Origin of the sequence: Streptomyces sp. CB09001, from assembly GCF_003369795.1 — a bacterium.
GTDB lineage: Bacteria > Actinomycetota > Actinomycetes > Streptomycetales > Streptomycetaceae > Streptomyces.
Map to the genome: position 1 here is coordinate 6,670,445 of NZ_CP026730.1, position 17,615 is coordinate 6,688,059.

Genomic DNA, 17,615 nt, shown 5'->3' on the forward strand with positions numbered 1-17,615 from the left:
TCAGTGCTCGTGCACGTCGTTCGTCGCGGCGATCTTCTGCCAGGAACGGGGCTGCACGGGCGCCGCGGGGGTCTTCGCGAGGGACCGGGCGCGCGCCGCCGGGGCGTCCGGCTTCGACGACTGGAACAGCCAGGTGTCGAACAGCGCGGCCAGCGGCCTGCCCGACACCTCCTCGGCGTACCGCTGGAAGTCGGCGACGGACGCGTTGCCGTGGGCGTACTTCGCGGGCCAGCCCCTCAGCACGGTGAAGAAGGCGTCGTCCCCGATCTCGTTGCGCAGCACCTGCACGGCCAGCGCGCCCCGGTCGTAGACGGCGCCGTCGAACTGGTTCTCCGGACCCGGGTCACCGGGCTTCACCGTCCAGAACGCGTCGTCGGCCGGGTGCGAGGCGTACGTGTAGTCGGCCAGTTCCTGCGCCGTGCCCTCGCCCTCGTGCTCGGACCACAGCCACTGGGCGTACCGCGCGAAACCCTCGTTGATCCAGATGTCCTTCCAGCCGCGCACCGAGACCAGGTCGCCGTACCACTGGTGGGCCAGCTCGTGCACGACGACGGACACGTTCGACCCGTTCGCGAACTGCCGCGGGCTGTAGAAGGGCCGGGTCTGCGTCTCCAGGGCGTACCCGGTGGTGGTGTTCGGCACGTACCCGCCGAGCGCGTTGAACGGATACGGCCCGAAGTACTCGCTCAGCCAGTCCGCGACCTCCCCGGTCCGCTCCACGCTGGCCCGCGCCGCGCCGCCGTTCGCGCCCAGGTCCCTGCTGTAGGCGTTGACGACCGGGATGCCGCCCTCGGTGGTGCCGGTGGTGAGGTCGAACTTCCCCACCGCCAGCGTGGCGAGGTAGGTGGCCTGCGGCTGGTCCGAGCGCCAGTTCCAGCGCGTCCAGCCAAGCCGTGAACTCGTCGACTGGAGGGTGCCGTTGGAGATCGCCTGGGTGCCGTCCGGTACCTGCACCGACACGTCGTAGGTGGCCTTGTCGAGCGGATGGTCGTTGCTGGGGAACCACCAGGCCGCGGCCTCGGGCTCGTTCGCGGCGATTCCGCCGTCCGGGGTGCGGTGCCAGCTGGTGAAGCCGAACGCCTGCTTCGAGGACGGCACACCGCTGTAGCGGACGACGACGGTGAGGGGCGCGCCCTTGTCCAGCGGCTTGTTCGGGGTGATCTCCAGTTCCTGCTCGCCCGAGGTCGTGAACGAGGCCTTCGCGCCGTTCACCCGCACCTCGCCGACGTCCAGGAGGAAGTCGAGGTTGAACCGCGACAGGTCCTGGGTGGTGCGGGCCAGGATCGTCGCCGTCCCCTCCAGCCGGTCCGTGGCCGGCTGGTACTTCAGGCGCAGGTCGTAGTGCGAGACGTCGTATCCGCCGTTGCCATAGGCCGGGTAGTAGGGGTCGCCGATGCCCGGAGCGCCGGGGGAGTGGGCCGCCGCCGACGCCGGGATCGCCAGCATGAGGGAAGCGGCGCCCAGTGCGCCCGGCACGATGAATCTGCGGTGCACGAAAGCTCCAAGTCGTAGGGACACGAGATCCGTTCGGAATCCGTTCGGAGCCTATTCAGCCCCTGTGCGCACCGTCATGTCCACGGCCACTCCTGTCACACGATCGCCATCCGGCCGTCATGGGCCACCCCCGGCCCTCTTATGCGGGGGAGTGGACCGATGTACCGTCCGCGCATGCCGATACGCATGCGCCTCACCCTCCGGAGACCGCTCGCGACGGCGGCCCCGGCCCACCTGTCCGCCGAGCGCGCCGACCGGACCCCCCTCGGCCCCTGGGCCGACACGCCGACACCCACCTTGGACCGCTCCCGCACGTCGGCCCGCGTACCGTTCGTCGGCGGTACCCACGCGTTCACCAGGGCCGTCGCCGGTACGAGCAGCGCCTGTCCGGCACCCGCGCCGCACCCCACGCACCGCGTCCCGAAGGGAGGCCGATGAACCGCCCGCGCACCCTCACCGCGACCACCGCGGCCCTCGCCGCGTCCCTCCTGGTCCCGTCCCTCCTCACCGCGTCCGCCCATGCCGACGGCTCCGCACCCCGTCCGCCCCGCACCGGCTTCGAACGCACCCACGGCGCCCGCTGGACCACCCAGCCGGAGGAACAGGCCCTCCTGTCCGCCGTCGACCGGGCGAGCGACCGTGTCACCCTCGACCGCATCGGCACCACGAAGCAGAACCGTCCCCTACAGCTCGTGACGATCGGCAGGCCCTCCGCCGCCAACAAGGTCCTCCTCGTGTGCAGCCAGCACGGCGACGAACCCTCCGGCCGCGAGGCCTGCCTGACCACCGTGCGGGACCTCGCGTACGCCACCGACCGCGCGACCCGGCGGTTCCTGGACCGCACCGCCGTGCTGGTGCTGCCCACCGCCAACCCCGACGGCCGGGCCGCCGACACCCGCGGCAACGGAGACGGTGTCGACGTCAACCGCGACCACCTCGCGCTGGCGACGGCCGAGGCCCGCGCCCTGGCCGCCGTCGTCCGTGACGAGCGCCCCGACGTCATCTACGACCTGCACGAGTACGGCGCCACACCCCCGTACTACGACAAGGACCTCTTCGACCTCTGGCCCCGCAACCTCAACACCCGCACGCCGGTTCACGACGAGGCCCGAACCCTGTCCGGCGCGTACGTCCGCCCCGCCGCGGAGCGCGCCGGGTACTCGACGGGCACGTACGGCATCTGGACCGATCCCGAAACCGGCGACCCCGTCAAGCAGACCGCGGGCGACGGCCAGGAACGCATCCTGCGCAACATGTCCGGCGTGAAACACGCGGTCGGCCTGCTCATCGAGAGCCGCGTCGACGCCCTCACGGACGCCGAGCGCGAGGACCCGGCCCGCAACCACCGGCGCCGGGTGGACTCCCAGCTCGCCGCCCTGGACGGTCTGTTCCGCTTCGCGGACGAGCGGCGTGGCCGCGTCGAGGCGGCCACGGGCACCGCCCGCCGGGCGGGCCGGTCCGATTCCGGACCCGTCTACCTGGGCGGCGCGGACAACGACCCGGCCGAGGCCTCCGAGGTGATCCAGGACCCGCCCTGCGGCTACCGGCTGACCCCCGCCCAGTACCGGGACGTCGGGGACGAACTCGCCCTGCACGGTGTACAGGCGCGCCCGACCGGGGAGAAGGGCGCCTACGTACCGCTGCGCCAGTCACAGCGTGCCCTGGTGCCGCTGCTCCTGGACGAGCGCGCGACGTACCACGTGACGGCGGGCGAACCGGACACCCGCTGCTGAGGAGGTGAGTTCCGCGTCTTACGTGGTAAGGGCGTAGCGGAGGAGTATTTTCGGCCTGATCGACTTGAAAGGTGCCGCCTGTGACGCAGGACCGACCAAGCGACAAGGAAGAGCACGACAGAGGCACGCTTCCGGGTTCGGAAACGGGCCTGCCGGGGCGCGAGCACAGGCCCCGGACCGACCGCGTCGTCTTCGGCGTCACGGCCGTCCTGACCCTGGCGTTCGTCGTCTGGGGCGCCGCCGCCACCGACTCGCTGGAGGACGTCTCCAGCAGCATGCTCGGCGGCCTGCTGCACAACGGCGGCTGGGCGTTCACACTGGCCGCCTCCGGCTTCGTGGTCTTCGCCCTCTGGCTCGCGGCCAGCCGCTACGGCCGCATCCACCTGGGGGCCGAGGGCGAGGAACCCGAGTTCCGGACCGTGTCCTGGGTCGCCATGATGTTCAGCGCGGGCATGGGCATCGGTCTGATGTTCTACGGCGTCAGCGAGCCGCTGGCGCACTACACCACGCCCCCGCCCGGCACCAGCCCGGCCGACTCCGGCGACCGCATGGCCACGGCCATGGCCACCACCCTGTTCCACTGGACCCTCCACCCGTGGGCGATCTACGCGGTGGTCGGCCTCGGCATCGCCTACAGCACCTTCCGCAGGCGCCGCAGGCAGACCATAAGTGCGGTGTTCACCCCGCTCATCGGCGAGAAGCACGCCAACGGCGCGGGCGGCCGGGTCATCGACATCCTGGCCATCATCGCGACGATCTTCGGTTCCGCGGCCTCGCTCGGCCTCGGGGCGCTCCAGATCGGCTCCGGCATGGAGAAGCTCGACTGGATGGACAAGGTCAGCACCGGCCTCCTCGTCGGCATCATCGCGGTGCTGACGGTGGCGTTCGTGGCCTCCGCGATCTCCGGCGTCGAGAAGGGCATCCAGTGGCTGTCCAACACCAACATGGTGCTGGCGCTGCTGCTCGCCGTCTTCGTGTTTATCGCGGGTCCGACCATCCTCATCCTCGACCTGCTGCCGACCTCGGTCTTCGCCTATCTCGGCGACCTGCCCCAGATGGCCGGCCGCACCGAGATCAGCGGCGGCAAGGGCGTCGCGGACTGGCTGGGCAGCTGGACCGTCTTCTACTGGGCGTGGTGGATCTCCTGGACGCCCTTCGTCGGCATGTTCATCGCCCGCATCAGCCGCGGCCGGACGATCCGTCAGTTCATCGGCGGCGTCATCCTGGTGCCCAGCACGGTCAGCCTGGTCTGGTTCGCCATCTTCGGCGGCTCGGCGATGCGGCTGCAGGAGCAGAACCGGCTCGGCGACGACTCGACCCCCGAGGGCCAGCTCTTCGGCGTGCTCCAGGAGTACCCGATCGCGACCGCCACCAGCCTGCTGGTGATGATCCTCGTCGGCATCTTCTTCGTCTCGGGCGCCGACGCGGCCTCCATCGTGATGGGCACGCTCTCGCAGAAGGGCGCGCTCGAACCCAGCCGCTGGGTGGTCGTCGTCTGGGGCGTGGTGACCGGCGCCGTCGCGGCCATCATGCTGCTGATCGGCAGCGGCGAGGCGGACGCGCTCACGGGTCTGCAGAACCTCACGATCCTCGCGGCGGCGCCGTTCGTCATCGTGATGATCTTCATGTGCGTCGCGCTCATGCGCGACCTGCGCCGCGACCCGCTCATGGTGCGCGGCGAGATGGCCAACGAGGCCGTCGAACTGGCCGTCATCGAGGGTCACAAGCAGTACGAGGGCGAGTTCGAGATCCGGATCGGTCCCGGCCCCGGCACGGAGGTGGAGGGCGACCCGATCGGCAAGCACCACAAGGACTGACCCCCGAGGGGCCCGCCGACCGGAACACGTGCGTCAGGAGGCGAGCCGGGCCGCCTCCTGCGCGCACCCCCAGGCCACGGTGACGCCCGCGCCGCCGTGACCGTAGTTGTGCACCAGCCGCCGCCCGTCCGGCAGCTTGTCGCGCTCCAGCCGGACCGCGTCCCGGGCCGGCCGCAGCCCCACCAGGTGCGCGAGCACCCTCGCCCCGGCGATCTCGGGACGCAGGGCCGCGCACCGCCGCACGATGGCCTCCGCGACCGCCGGGTCCGGCTCGGTCGACCAGGCGTCCTCCTCGGCCGTCCCGCCCAGCAGGAGCCGCCCCGGCTGCGGAAGGAAGTACGTCGTCTCCCCGGAGTCCGCGTCGGCCGAGACCAGCCAGTTGCCGATGCCGGGGTTCTCCACGACGACCAGCTGCCCGCGCACCGGCCGCACCGCCGGGTCCGGCACCAGCTCACGGGCGCCCAGGCCGGTGCAGTTGACCACCACCGGCGCGTCCGCCTCGGCCAGATCGGTCACCGCGCGGTCCTCCACCGTGCCGCCCGCGGCCACCAGCCGCTCCCGCAGCCACGGCAGATGGGTCGACATGTCGATGAGCGGCAGTCGCGCCCACAACCCCGTCCCGGCGTACTCGGCGGCGCTCGCCGCGCGCAGCCCCGGGAGCCGGGCCGCGGCCCACCCGTCCACCTCGTCCAGGCCGGTCTCGCCGAGCACCCCTTCGAGCATGCGTACGCCGGTCTGCTCGGGCCGGTCCGCCAGTTCCTCGTACACGTCCAGGGAACGCAGCGCCCAGGCCTGTGCCAGCGCGACCGGCTCGATCCGGTACGGCCACCACAGCCCGCCCGCGACCACCGAGGTGGTCCGCTCCGCGGGCTCCCGGGTCCACAGCCGCACTCGTCTGCCCCGCTCGGCGAGGACGACGGCCGTCGTCAGCCCGATCACCCCGCCGCCGACCACGACGACTTCACCGGCCCGCTCGCCATCCAGTTCGGTTTCCACACCAGGACGTTAACCGAACGCCCGACGGCGTGCTCCAAGCGGTCCGGCCGAGGGAATACTCACCGCATGGCTGCCGAGTACGCGACCTTCGGTCTGGCCCCGGCGACGCGCGCCGGCGGAGTCCACGCCGACGGCGACTTCCAGGTGCACCGCGACTTCATGGACTTCGTCGTCGACGGACGCCCCCTCCTGTTCCGGCTCTCCGATCTGGACGCCGTCTCACCGCTCGCCTCCGACGTACCGCCCGCCATCTTCACCGCGCAGGTCCGCGGCCTGCTCCTGGAGGCCGACGCGCCCCTGCCCGGCGGCCGGTACGTCATCTACGGCTGCCCCGAGTGCGCCGACCTGGCCTGCGGCGCGGTGACCGCCGTGATCCTGCGGGACGGCGACGACTTCGTCTGGCGGGACTTCGCCTGGCAGACCGCCGAACACGCCGACCTGGAGCTGAACGCCTACCACGGCATCGGCCCGTACCGCTTCTCCGGCGCCGAGTACCGCGCGGCCCTCGCCACCCTGCTCGACGGCTCCGCGCACCCCGGCCGCCGGGTCCTGCTCATCGGCGCCCGCGTCGCCCTGCTCGCCAGGCTCGCCGCGGCGCTGCGCACCATCGGCATCGGCGCCGACATCACCCAGGACGCCCGCGACGTGCCGGCCGACGAACTGCGGACCTACGACGCCGTCGCCTTCGGCCGCGCGGTCACCGGGGAACAGCGCACCTCCGTACGCCGCGCCTTCGCGGACGCCGGGGTGGACGTGGCCCACGTCGACGGCCTGGCCCCGATCGTCCCGGTCCTGGTCGCCCAGATCGAGCACGCCCTGGCCCGGGGCCCGGCCGGAGGCCGCCGCCTGACCCGCCTCACCGCGAGCGCCGCCGGCGCCGACGTCGAGGTCACCTCGCCCTGCCGGGTACGCCTCACCGCGTACCGCCTCGACCGCCTCCACCGCACGCACGTCCGCGAGGTCTTCGACGGCGTACTCGAACCGGGCGCCCACCGCGTCGCCCTGGACGCGGGCGCGGTGAAGGGGGAGGCCTTCGTGGTGGCGCGGACGCCGGGAAGCGTGCTGGTGACGGCGGTGACCCGGGGCGCGCCGGGCCGCGGCTAAAATCTACGGTCTGATGACTGCCACCCTCGTCGCCAAGAACCTCGCCGCCGGCCACGGCGACCGCGCCCTGTTCACCGGGCTCGACCTCGTCGTCGCACCCGGCGACGTCATCGGTCTGGTCGGAGCCAACGGCGCGGGGAAGTCCACCCTCCTGCGGATGCTCGCCGGGCTGACCAACCCGGAGGAGGGGGAGCTGCGCCTGTCGCCGCCCACCGCCACCGTCGGCCACCTCCCGCAGGAGCCGGAGCGCCGCCCCGGCGAGAGCGTGCGGGAGTTCCTGGCCCGCCGCACCGGCGTCACCGACGCCCAGCGCGCCATGGACGAGGCCACCCGGGCGCTGGTCGACGGCGCTCCCGGCGCCGACGACGCCTACGCGACCGCACTGGAGCGCTGGCTGGGCCTCGGCGGCGCCGACCTCGACGACCGCGCGGAGGAGACCACCGACGCGCTGGGTCTGACCGTCGACCTGGACCAGCCGATGACGTCCCTGTCCGGCGGCCAGGCGGCCCGCGCCGGTCTCGCCTCCCTCCTCCTGTCCCGCTACGACGTCTTCCTGCTCGACGAGCCGACCAACGACCTCGACCTCGACGGCCTGGAGCGCCTCGAACGCTTCGTGACCGGCCTGCGGGCCGGCACCGTCGTCGTCAGCCACGACCGCGAGTTCCTCACCCGCACCGTCACCAAGGTCCTCGAACTCGACCTCGCCCAGCGGCAGATCAACCTCTACGGCGGCGGCTACGAGGCGTACCTGGAGGAGCGCGAGGTGGCCCGCCGGCACGCCCGCGACGAGTACGAGGAGTACGCCGACAAGCGGGCCTCCCTCCAGGACCGGGCCCAGACGCAGCGCGCCTGGATGGACAAGGGCGTCAAGAACGCCCGGCGCAAGGCGGGCAACGACAACGACAAGATCGGCCGCAAGTTCCGCAGCGAGGCCAGCGAGAAGCAGGCGGCCAAGGCCCGCCAGACCCAGCGCATGATCGAACGCCTGGACGTCGTCGAGGAACCGCGCAAGGAATGGGACCTGCGCATGGAGATCGCCTCGGCGCCCCGCTCGGGCGCGGTCGTGGCCACCCTGCGCGACGCCGAGGTGCGGCGCGGCGACTTCGTGCTCGGTCCCGTCACCCTCCAGATCGACTGGGCGGACCGGGTGGCGGTGACGGGAGCCAACGGCGCGGGCAAGTCCACGCTCCTCGGCGCCCTCCTGGGCCGCGTCCCCCTCGACGCGGGGCACGCGGCGCTCGGCTCCGGCGTCCTGATCGGCGAGGTCGACCAGGCCCGCAAGCTGTTCCACGGCCCCGAGACCCTGCTCGACGCCTTCCGTGCGGCTGTCCCGGACATGGAACCGGCGGAGATCCGCACCCTCCTGGCCAAATTCGCCCTGAAGGCCGGCCACGTCGTCCGCCCGGCGTCGACCCTCTCACCGGGCGAACGCACCAGGGCCGCCCTCGCGCTCCTCCAGGGCCGCGGCGTCAACCTCCTGGTCCTGGACGAGCCGACCAACCACCTCGACCTCCCCGCCATCGAACAGCTCGAATCGGCCCTGGACGCCTACGAGGGCACCCTCCTCCTGATCACCCACGACCGCCGCATGCTCAACGCGGTAAGGACGACCCGCCGCCTGGAGGTAACAAACGGCAAGGTGGTGGAACGCACGTAGCCGCTCCCCCTCCCCCGCAGCTGCGGGCAGTCGTGCCTCCCCCAGTGCCTGAACGGCCTGGGAGGTCCCCCCAGGCGGCACGGGTGGGCGCAGCGGCACCCCGCACCGCCGGGCTGCGCACCCCCTCGCCCCGCCCCCAGCGCCGGAGGCCTACGCCAACCCGGCCCGCCGCAACGCGTCCGCCATCGCCCCGTTGGACGCGGCAGGCGCCGACGAAGGCCGACCCTTACCGCCACCGCCGGAGGCACCCCGCTGCTGCCTCTGCCGAGGCGGCTTCCCGCCCCGCTCCCGCTTCGGCTCCCCCTGCGGAGCAGCCTCGTCGTCCAACCGCAGCGTCAACGAGATCCGCTTCCGCGGAATGTCGACGTCCATCACCTTCACCTTCACGATGTCCCCGGGCTTCACCACGTCCCGCGGATCCTTCACGAACGTCCTCGACATCGCGGACACGTGCACGAGCCCGTCCTGATGCACACCGACGTCCACGAACGCCCCGAACGCGGCGACGTTCGTGACGACACCCTCCAGCACCATCCCGGACGACAGGTCGGAGATCTTCTCCACGCCCTCCTTGAAGGTGGCCGTCTTGAAGGCGGGCCGAGGATCGCGCCCCGGCTTCTCCAGCTCCCGCAGAATGTCGGTGACCGTCGGCAGACCGAACGTCTCGTCCACGAACCGGTCCGGCTTCAGCGACCGCAGCACCGACGTGTTGCCGATCAGCCCGGTCACCTCCTGCCCCGCGGTCTTCCCCATCCGCCGCACCACGGGGTACGCCTCGGGGTGCACGCTGGACGCGTCCAGCGGGTCGTCGCCGCCCCGGATCCGCAGGAAGCCCGCGCACTGCTCGTACGCCTTGGGGCCGAGCCGGGACACCTTCTTCAGCGCGGTCCGCGAGGAGAACGGCCCGTTCGCGTCGCGGTGCGCCACGATGTTCTCCGCGAGCCCGGAGGTGATGCCGGAGACCCGGGCGAGCAGCGGCGCGGAGGCCGTGTTGACGTCCACGCCCACGCCGTTCACACAGTCCTCGACCACCGCGTCCAGTGAGCGGGACAGCTTCACCTCGGAGAGGTCGTGCTGGTACTGGCCGACGCCGATCGACTTCGGGTCGATCTTCACCAGCTCGGCCAGCGGGTCCTGCAGCCGCCGGGCGATCGACACCGCGCCACGCAGCGAGACGTCCATGTCCGGCAGCTCCTGGGAGGCGAAGGCGGAGGCCGAGTACACGGAGGCGCCCGCCTCGGACACCATCACCTTGGTGAGCTTCAACTCCGGGTGCTTGGAGATGAGTTCACCGGCGAGCTTGTCGGTTTCGCGGGAGGCCGTGCCGTTGCCGATGGCGATCAGGTCGACCGTGTGCTCCTTCGCCAGCCGCGCGAGCTTGGCGATCGCCTCGTCCCACCGGTTGGCCGGGACATGCGGGTGGATCACGTCCGTGGCCACGACCTTGCCGGTCGCGTCGACCACGGCGACCTTCACGCCGGTACGGAAACCGGGGTCGAGGCCGAGCGTCGCCCGGGTGCCCGCCGGGGCGGCCAGCAGCAGGTCGCGCAGATTGGCGGCGAACACGTCGACCGCCTCGTCCTCCGCGGCGGTGCGCAGGCGCAGCCTGAGGTCGATGCCCAGGTGCACCAGGATGCGGGTGCGCCAGGCCCAGCGGACGGTGTCGCCCAGCCACTTGTCCGCGGGCCGGCCGCGATCGGCGATCCCGAACCGGCTCGCGACGATCGCCTCGTACGACGAAGGCCCCTCGGTGGGCTCCTCGGGCTCCAGGACCAGGTCGAGCACGTCCTCCTTCTCACCGCGCAGCATCGCGAGCACACGGTGCGAGGGCAGGTCGGTGAACGGCTCGGCGAAGTCGAAGTAGTCGGCGAACTTGGCGCCGGCCTCCTCCTTGCCGTCCTTGACCCTGGCGGCGAGCCGCCCGCGCGTCCACATCCGCTCGCGCAGTTCGCCGATCAGGTCGGCGTCCTCGGAGAACTTCTCCGTGAGGATCGAGCGCGCCCCGTCCAGCGCGGCCTGCGGATCGGCCACGCCCTTGTCGGCGTCGACGAACGCCGCCGCCGCGGCGAGCGGGTCCACGGAGGCGTCGCTGAGCAGGCCCTCGGCCAGCGGCTCCAGGCCCGCCTCGCGCGCGATCTGCGCCTTCGTGCGCCGCTTCGGTTTGAACGGCAGGTAGATGTCCTCCAGGCGCGCCTTGGTCTCCGCCGCGCGGATGCGCCCCGCCAGCTCCTCCGTGAGCTTGCCCTGCTCGCGCACCGAGTCGAGGATCGCCGCGCGCCGCTCCTCCAGCTCCCGCAGATAGCGCAGCCGCTCCTCGAGCGTGCGCAACTGCGCGTCGTCGAGCATCTCGGTCGCTTCCTTGCGGTAGCGGGCGATGAAGGGCACCGTCGAGCCGCCGTCGAGCAGCTCGACCGCCGCCTTCACCTGCCGCTCCCGTACGCCGAGCTCGTCGGCGATCCTGCTTTCGATGGACCCTACGTCGGGTGTCGTCACGATCCCGTACCGCCTTCTCACTGAGGTTGCGCGGCAATTGTGGCAGGTGGCACCGACAATCGGGGATCAGGGCGCCGACCGGGCCGGTCGCGCGACCGAGGAGAGGGGCCCGGATCAGACCCTGCGGCTCCGGGTGGCGGACGAGGCCCCGCCGAAGAGCCGGGCCAGGGCCCGGAAGGGAAGCGTCACCACGGTGGCGATCGCTCCACCGATCTGGCGCAGGACGTCTGCGATGGCACGGAACACGTGTAGCCCCTTTCGTCTCCCGGCCGACTCGGCCGGGAGACATACGGGTACCTCGGTCGCGGCCTCGCATGCCTGTCCGTACACTTCGTCCGAGCCCGGGCGTGTCGTCAGCGCTTGGCGAGCAGATCCGCCGGGAAGGCGCCCGCACCGAGGGCCGTTCGCGCGAAGACCGACGCGAGTTCCGTCAGGCGCGCCACACCCTCGGCGCCCAGGTGCGCGTAGGGGGCCGTGTCCAGCCGGTCGGTCTCCCGCTCGATCCCCTCGCGCAGGGCCGTGCCCGCCTCGGTCAGCTCGCCCGCCGCGTCGACCAGCCCCCGCTCGCGCAGTCGGCCGGTGGCCGCGTCCCACTCCTCCTGGGTCCAGCCCCGCGTGGTGAAGATCCACTTCGGTGCCATGCCCTTGCCGGTGGCGGTGTGCGTCACCAGCGCCTCCAGGCCGTCCAGTCCCGCGGTCATCAGTGCGGCGAGATGGCCGTCGCCGCGGTGCTCGCGCAGCAGGGTCGCCGCGTGCCACAACGCCAGGTGCGGCGCGTCGGGCACGGGCAGGTCCGCGTGGGCCGAGTAGAGCGGCCGGGCGGCGCGTGTGCAGCCCTCGGCGGCGCGCAGCGCCAGCTCGGCCGCCTCCGCCATCCCGGCCGACGTCACGGCCTCCTCGCCCACGAGCCGGCGCAGCGTCGCGTCGACGGCGCGCACCCGTGCCGCCAGCGCCTGCTCCGGCGTGACCTTCTCCCACACGGCGGGCACGTGCCGGGCGACGAGGTCGTGCTTGTAGTTGTAGAACGCCGCCGTCACGGCACCGGCGCCGACCGGCCCCAGCGCGGCGGCGCGCACCGCGAAGTTGACGGCCGGGGCGCTGGTGACCCCGAGGGCGCCCAGTTCCCGGCCCAGGTCGGGCGAGAAGTAGTGCGTCGAGTGCAGCGAGTTGAGCGCGTTGTGGCAGCGGCGGCCCGCGCGGGCGTCGATGGCGGCAGTTGTCATGCCACGCACGTTACCAACCGCTCAGTACGTCGCTTCGGGCCTGCGGGCGCATGGCAGGAAAGGAGGGGTTCTCGTCATTGCGGCCGCACGGCGGCCGGGCGAAGAATCGAGGGCATGGCGCAACGAACCGGCCGAACCGTTCTGGTCCTCCTCTTCGACGACGTCCAGAGCCTCGACGTCACCGGTCCCGTGGAGGTCTTCGCGGGCGCCGAGCAGCACACACCGGGTACGTACCGCATCCGCACCGCGTCGCTGGACGGTGCTCCCGTGCGCACCTCCAGCGGTCTGAACGTCGTACCGGACCAGGCACTCGACGCCGGGCCGCGGCCGGACACCCTGGTGGTCCCCGGCGGTCAGGGCGCCCGGAACCCCGACCCGCGCCTGACCGACTGGCTGCGCGAACACGGAACGGGCGCCCGGCGCCTGGTCTCCGTCTGCACCGGGGCGATCCTGCTGGCCCGGGCCGGACTGCTGGACGGCCGCCGCGTCACCACCCACTGGGCGTACAGCGACCGGCTCGCCCGCGACCACCCGGCCGTGGAGGTGGACCCCGACCCGATCTACATCCGGGACGGGAACGTGGCCACGTCGGCCGGTGTCACCTCCGGCATCGACCTCGCCCTCGCGCTGGTGGAGGAGGACCTGGGCCGGGACGTCGCGCTGACCGTCGCCCGGCACCTGGTGGTGTTCCTGCGCCGGCCCGGGAACCAGGCCCAGTTCAGCGCCCAGCTGGCCGCCCAGACCGCCCGTCGTGAGCCGCTGCGGGAGCTCCAGCACTGGATCACCGAGCACCCCGGCGCCGACCTGAGCGTCGAGTCCCTCGCCGCCCGCGCCAGTCTCTCGCCCCGCCACTTCGCCCGCGCCTTCCAGGCGGAGACCGGCACGACGCCGGGCCGCTACGTCGACCGGGTCCGTCTGGAGCACGCCCGCCGGCTCCTCGAGGACACCGGCGACGGAGTCGAGGAGGTCTCCCGCGCCAGCGGCTACGGCACGGCGGAGGCCATGCGTCGCGCCTTCGTCAAGGCTCTCGGCACCTCACCGGCGGAGTACCGCCGCCGGTTCCGGCCCGCGCCGGTCTCCTGACGCAGCGGGACACCCGCATGCCGTACCACCGAACCGAAAGAGGCAGCACGTGCGTACAGCCATCGTTCTCTTCGACCGCTTCACCGCCCTCGACGCCGTGGGCCCGTACGAGACCATGAGCCGCATTCCGGGCGCCGAGACCGTGTTCGTCGCCGAGCGGACCGGGCCGGTGCGCAACGACACGGGGAGCCTGGCGCTCACCGCCGACCGGACCCTGGCGGACGTGCCGAGCCCGGACGTCGTCGTCGTGCCGGGCGGCCCCGGCCAGGACGCGCAGATGGGTAACGAGACCCTGCTGGACTGGCTCCGCGCCGCCGACGCCGCCAGTACCTGGACCACCTCGGTCTGCTCCGGCTCGCTGCTGCTCGCCGCCGCGGGACTGCTGAGCGGCCGCCGCGCCACCTCGCACTGGCTGGCCCTGAACCTCCTGAAGCAGTACGGCGCCGAGCCGACCGGGGAGCGGGTCGTCACCGACGGCAAGTACGTCACCGCGGCCGGTGTCTCCGCCGGCATCGACATGGGCCTGACCCTGGTCGGCCGGATCGCCGGCGACGAGCACGCCCAGGCGGTCCAGCTGCTCACCGAGTACGATCCGCAGCCGCCCTACGACGCCGGGTCCCCGGACAAGGCACCCGCGCACCTCGTCGAGGAGTTCCGCACGAGGAACCGGTTCATCCTGAAGTAGGCCCGTTCCAGCCGAAACGCGGCTGCCTGCGCTCCAGGAAGGAGGCGACCCCCTCCGCGGTGTCGCCGCTGCCGTGCGCCTGCGCGGCCCAGTGGGCGTCCCGGTCCGTGCGCCCGGCGGCGAACTCCTTCGCCGCGGACTGCGTCAGCAGGGAACGGGACGCCAGCACCCGGGTGAACTCCGCCACCCGCTTGCCCAGTTCCCCCACCGGCAGCACCTCGTCCACCAGGCCGGTGCGCAGCGCCCGCGCGGCGTCGATCAACTCACCGCTGAAGAGCAGGTACTTCGCCGTCGCGGGCCCGGTCAACGCCACCAGCCGCCGGGTGGCGGACGCCGGATACACGACCCCCAGCTTGGCCGGAGTCACGCCGAACAGCGCCGTCTCCTCGGCGAACCGCAGATCGCACGCCGCCGCCAACTGCGCCCCGCCGCCCACGCAGTGACCCCGGATCGCCGCGAGCGTCGGCTTGGGGAACGCGGCGAGAGCCTCCTCGGCCCGCACCGCCAGCCCCTGCGCCTCCGCGGCCGACTCGCGCAGGGTCGAGATGTCGGCCCCGGCGCAGAACGTCCCGCCCTCGCCGGTGAGCACCAGTGCCCGCACCCCGGGATCGGCGGCCAGGCCGTCGAGGACGCGGGGCAGCGCCCGCCACATCGCGGCCGTCATGGCGTTGCGCTTGGCCGGGTGGTGGACGACGACGGTGGCGACCGAGTCGGCGACCCGGTGCAGCAGCTGCGGCTCCATGGACCGGATGCTATCCACCGGCCTCTCCGCTTCGAGCGGCCGGGCGGGCGGGACAGGAACGGTCGCTTCTCATGCGCCAACGGTCAGAAACCGCTCGATACACGCTGACTTGTGTTCAGTCCGTGAGGGCGACGCGGCGCGTTACCAACACTCAGGGGTGTGGTGACAATCGAGCCCAGGGGTGGCGACCGGACGATGGACGAGACCGGGCCCGCCGGGCCGCTGCCGTACGAAGGTGTCTGGCGGTTCACCGCCCCCGCCGTGGACGCCTCGGTCCCGCAGGCCCGGCACGCCGTGCGCGACCTGCTGGTGCGCCAGGGCGTGCCGGTCTCCGACGACGTGACGCAGGCCCTGCTGCTGATCGTCTCGGAACTGGTCACGAACGCGGTCCGGCACGCGGCGGTGCTCTCGCCGGTACTCGCAGTGGAGGTCGCCGTCGGGCCCGAATGGGTCCGGGTGGCCGTGGAGGACGACCACCCCTACCGCCCGACCGCCCTGGAGACCGACCACGGCCGCACCGGCGGGCGCGGCCTGCTCCTGGTCCGCGAGGTCACCCGCGAGGCGGGCGGGGCCTGCGACGTGGCCCACACCGCGAGTGGCGGCAAGGTGATCTGGGCGGCCCTGCCGCTCAAGCACGCCCCGCGCTAGTACGCGAAGGGCCCGGCAGTACGCGAAGGGCCCGACGGCGGGACGTCCCTCACCAGCCCGCGGACGTGCCCGTCAGCTCACGCACGGCCGGCCGGGCCGCGTCCAGCACCGTCATGAACCACGCAGAGAAGGTGTCCTTCGCGTGCCGCTCGGTCAGCTCGGCCGGGGACACGAAGGCCGTCCCCACCACTTCCTCCGGGTCCGGGCGCGGCTCGGCCTGCACCAGGCCGACGAAAAGGTGGTTGTACTCCTGCTCGACCAGCCCGGAGGCCGGGTCGGGATGGTTGTAGCGCACCGTGCCCGCCTCGGCGAGCAGGGACGGCGACACCCCCAGCTCCTCGAACGTCCGCCGGGCCGCCGCGGCGAACGGCGCCTCGCCGGGGTAGGGGTGACCGCAGCAGGTGTTGGACCACACGCCGGGGGAGTGGTACTTGCCCAGCGCCCGCTGCTGGATCAGCAGCCGCCCCCGCTCGTCGAAGAGGAACACGGAGAAGGCGCGGTGCAGCCGCCCCGGCGGCTGGTGCGCGGAGAGCTTCTCCGCGGTGCCGATCGTCACGCCGCTCTCGTCGACCAGTTCCAGCAAAATGGCTTCTGCGGTGCCGTTCGACGAGTTGGGCGTCGCGGTGGCAGGAGTGATCGGCATACCCATCCTTCACATCGGTCCTCGCGCCCCAAGTGTGCCGTACGAATCCGGCACTCTCGGCACTTCCCGGCACACCCGCATGTCCTGCGTGCCCGTGCGGGCACCGGAGGGCGACCGGTCGGACACCGAGCAGGGGTCCGATGGGTGATCGTTCCCGGGGGCGTGCGCCGGGAACCTTCCGGTCCGCGCTCCCTCCGGGCGTGCCGCGGCGGACCGGAGGCGGACGGGGCGTTCACCGGCGCTTTCCGGTGCGTGCGCGCCCCCGGTCGGCCGCCGTGTCACCCAGGCTCAGCGGCACAGCCGCGCCTCGTGCTCCGCGTGACCGCCGGGCTCCAGCTGGAACGTGCAGTGCTCCACGTCGAAGTGGTCGCCCAGGCAGCCCTGCAGCTCGTGGAGCATCTTCTCGTGGCCGATCGCGCTCAGCGCTTCGCCGTCCACCACCACGTGCGCCGACAGTACGGGCATGCCGGAGGTGATGGTCCAGGCGTGCAGGTCGTGCACGTCCTTGACCCCGTCGAGGGCCAGTATGTGGGCGCGCACCTCGGCGATGTCCACGCCCTTGGGAGCCGCCTCGAGCAGCACGTCCAAGGTCTCGCGCAGCAGCCGCCAGGTCCGCGGCACGATCATCAGACCGATGAGCAGCGACGCGATCGGGTCGGCCTGCTGCCAGCCGGTGGCCAGGATCACCAGCGCCGAGACGATCACCGCCAGGGAGCCCAGCGCGTCGGCCGCCACCTCCAGGAAGGCGCCCCGCACGTTCAGGCTCTCCTTCTGGCCGCGCATCAGCAGCGACAGCGACACCATGTTCGCCACCAGGCCGATCGCGCCGAAGACGACGGTCGGGCCGCCCGCGGTGTCGGCCGGCGTGACGAACCGGTCGATCGCCTCGTACAGGACATAGCCGCCGACCCCGAGCAGCAGCAGACAGTTGGCCAGGGCGGCAAGGATCTCGGCGCGGGCGTAGCCGAAGGTGCGGCGGTCGCTCGGTGGCCGGCCGGCGAAGTGGACGGCCAGCAGGGCCATGCCGAGACCCAGGGCGTCGGTCGCCATGTGCGCGGCGTCGGCGATCAGCGCGAGGGAGTCGGCCAGCAGACCGCCGACGATCTCGACGACCATGACGGTGAGGGTGATCGCCAGCGCCGCCCGCAGCCTGCCCCGGTACGCGGCGGTCGCCGTCCCGCCGGCGTGCCCCCCGGGCGCGTGCCCGTGATCGTGCCCAGCCCCCATGGGAAAGCCGCCTCCCTCTGTGTACCGGCGTCCGGTGACCCGGCGCCCGGTGCCAGTCAACTACGGGTAG

The 17,615-nt window shown here is 72.6% G+C and carries 16 protein-coding genes; 8 read left to right on the forward strand and 8 right to left on the reverse strand.

From position 1 onward, the window contains the following. Window positions 1-1,494 (reverse strand): M1 family metallopeptidase, encoded by a 1,494-nt coding sequence (locus tag C4J65_RS30715; RefSeq protein WP_205351093.1) that lies wholly within the window; start codon window positions 1,492-1,494, stop codon window positions 1-3. A gap of 174 nt (window positions 1,495-1,668) precedes the next feature. Between C4J65_RS30715 and C4J65_RS30720 the strand changes: the two genes are divergently transcribed. The 3 genes from C4J65_RS30720 (at window position 1,669) to C4J65_RS30730 (ending at window position 5,044) form a co-directional block, all read left to right on the forward strand. Then, window positions 1,669-1,932 (forward strand): hypothetical protein, encoded by a 264-nt coding sequence (locus C4J65_RS30720; RefSeq protein WP_240330557.1) that lies wholly within the window; start codon window positions 1,669-1,671, stop codon window positions 1,930-1,932. Beyond that, window positions 1,929-3,227: a M14 family zinc carboxypeptidase gene (locus tag C4J65_RS30725; protein ID WP_115745353.1), complete on the forward strand. Its 1,299-nt coding sequence runs from the start codon at window positions 1,929-1,931 to the stop codon at window positions 3,225-3,227. The genes C4J65_RS30720 and C4J65_RS30725 overlap by 4 nt, the downstream gene beginning before the upstream one ends. An 80-nt stretch (window positions 3,228-3,307) precedes the next feature. After that, complete coding sequence (locus C4J65_RS30730; RefSeq protein WP_115745354.1) at window positions 3,308-5,044, forward strand: BCCT family transporter; 1,737 nt, start codon at window positions 3,308-3,310, stop codon at window positions 5,042-5,044. A 33-nt stretch (window positions 5,045-5,077) separates the two neighbouring features. Here the strand turns inward: C4J65_RS30730 and C4J65_RS30735 are convergent, their stop codons facing one another. After that, complete coding sequence (locus tag C4J65_RS30735) at window positions 5,078-6,040, reverse strand: FAD-dependent oxidoreductase (protein ID WP_115745355.1); 963 nt, start codon at window positions 6,038-6,040, stop codon at window positions 5,078-5,080. A gap of 66 nt (window positions 6,041-6,106) precedes the next feature. Here C4J65_RS30735 and C4J65_RS30740 point away from each other — a divergent pair, with 66 nt between their 5' ends. Together C4J65_RS30740 and C4J65_RS30745 are read left to right on the forward strand one after the other, a co-directional pair. Beyond that, window positions 6,107-7,144 carry an oxidoreductase gene (locus C4J65_RS30740; RefSeq protein WP_115745356.1) on the forward strand — a complete coding sequence of 346 codons (1,038 nt, stop codon included), beginning with the start codon at window positions 6,107-6,109 and terminating at the stop codon, window positions 7,142-7,144. A 13-nt stretch (window positions 7,145-7,157) separates the two neighbouring features. Beyond that, the gene (locus C4J65_RS30745; RefSeq protein ID WP_115745357.1) at window positions 7,158-8,801 is read left to right on the forward strand and encodes an ABC-F family ATP-binding cassette domain-containing protein; all 1,644 of its coding nucleotides are present in this window, start codon (window positions 7,158-7,160) and stop codon (window positions 8,799-8,801) included. A 150-nt stretch (window positions 8,802-8,951) separates the two neighbouring features. Here C4J65_RS30745 and C4J65_RS30750 read toward each other — a convergent pair whose 3' ends face one another. The 3 genes from C4J65_RS30750 to C4J65_RS30760 form a co-directional block, all read right to left on the reverse strand. Beyond that, window positions 8,952-11,294, reverse strand: coding sequence for a Tex family protein (locus tag C4J65_RS30750; protein WP_115745358.1), 2,343 nt, complete (start codon window positions 11,292-11,294; stop codon window positions 8,952-8,954). 114 nt (window positions 11,295-11,408) lie between these two features. Continuing rightward, on the reverse strand, window positions 11,409-11,540 hold the full coding sequence (locus C4J65_RS37120) for an LPFR motif small protein (RefSeq protein WP_274821112.1): 132 nt from the start codon (window positions 11,538-11,540) through the stop codon (window positions 11,409-11,411). Between the two features lie 107 nt (window positions 11,541-11,647). Then, complete coding sequence (locus C4J65_RS30760; protein WP_162833425.1) at window positions 11,648-12,517, reverse strand: hypothetical protein; 870 nt, start codon at window positions 12,515-12,517, stop codon at window positions 11,648-11,650. Between the two features lie 114 nt (window positions 12,518-12,631). Here C4J65_RS30760 and C4J65_RS30765 point away from each other — a divergent pair, with 114 nt between their 5' ends. Together C4J65_RS30765 and C4J65_RS30770 are read left to right on the forward strand one after the other, a co-directional pair. Beyond that, entirely contained in the window at window positions 12,632-13,600 is a 969-nt protein-coding gene (locus C4J65_RS30765; protein WP_115745360.1) for a GlxA family transcriptional regulator, read from the forward strand. Window positions 13,601-13,649: 49 nt separating this feature from the next. Then, complete coding sequence (locus C4J65_RS30770; RefSeq protein WP_115745361.1) at window positions 13,650-14,285, forward strand: DJ-1/PfpI family protein; 636 nt, start codon at window positions 13,650-13,652, stop codon at window positions 14,283-14,285. Here C4J65_RS30770 and C4J65_RS30775 read toward each other — a convergent pair. After that, on the reverse strand, window positions 14,272-15,027 hold the full coding sequence (locus C4J65_RS30775) for an enoyl-CoA hydratase/isomerase family protein (RefSeq protein WP_162833426.1): 756 nt from the start codon (window positions 15,025-15,027) through the stop codon (window positions 14,272-14,274). The genes C4J65_RS30770 and C4J65_RS30775 overlap by 14 nt on opposite strands. A 195-nt stretch (window positions 15,028-15,222) precedes the next feature. Between C4J65_RS30775 and C4J65_RS30780 the strand changes: the two genes are divergently transcribed. Continuing rightward, complete coding sequence (locus C4J65_RS30780) at window positions 15,223-15,675, forward strand: ATP-binding protein (RefSeq protein ID WP_162833647.1); 453 nt, start codon at window positions 15,223-15,225, stop codon at window positions 15,673-15,675. 49 nt (window positions 15,676-15,724) lie between these two features. On the opposite strand, the gene idi is transcribed toward C4J65_RS30780, so the two are convergent. Both idi and C4J65_RS30790 read right to left on the reverse strand, forming a co-directional pair. Then, on the reverse strand, window positions 15,725-16,318 hold the full coding sequence (idi, locus tag C4J65_RS30785; RefSeq protein ID WP_115745363.1) for an isopentenyl-diphosphate Delta-isomerase: 594 nt from the start codon (window positions 16,316-16,318) through the stop codon (window positions 15,725-15,727). Window positions 16,319-16,606: 288 nt separating this feature from the next. Then, a complete protein-coding gene (locus tag C4J65_RS30790) occupies window positions 16,607-17,545 on the reverse strand; it encodes a cation diffusion facilitator family transporter (protein ID WP_115745364.1) in 939 nt (312 codons plus the stop codon). Between the last annotated feature and the right edge of the window lie 70 nt (window positions 17,546-17,615).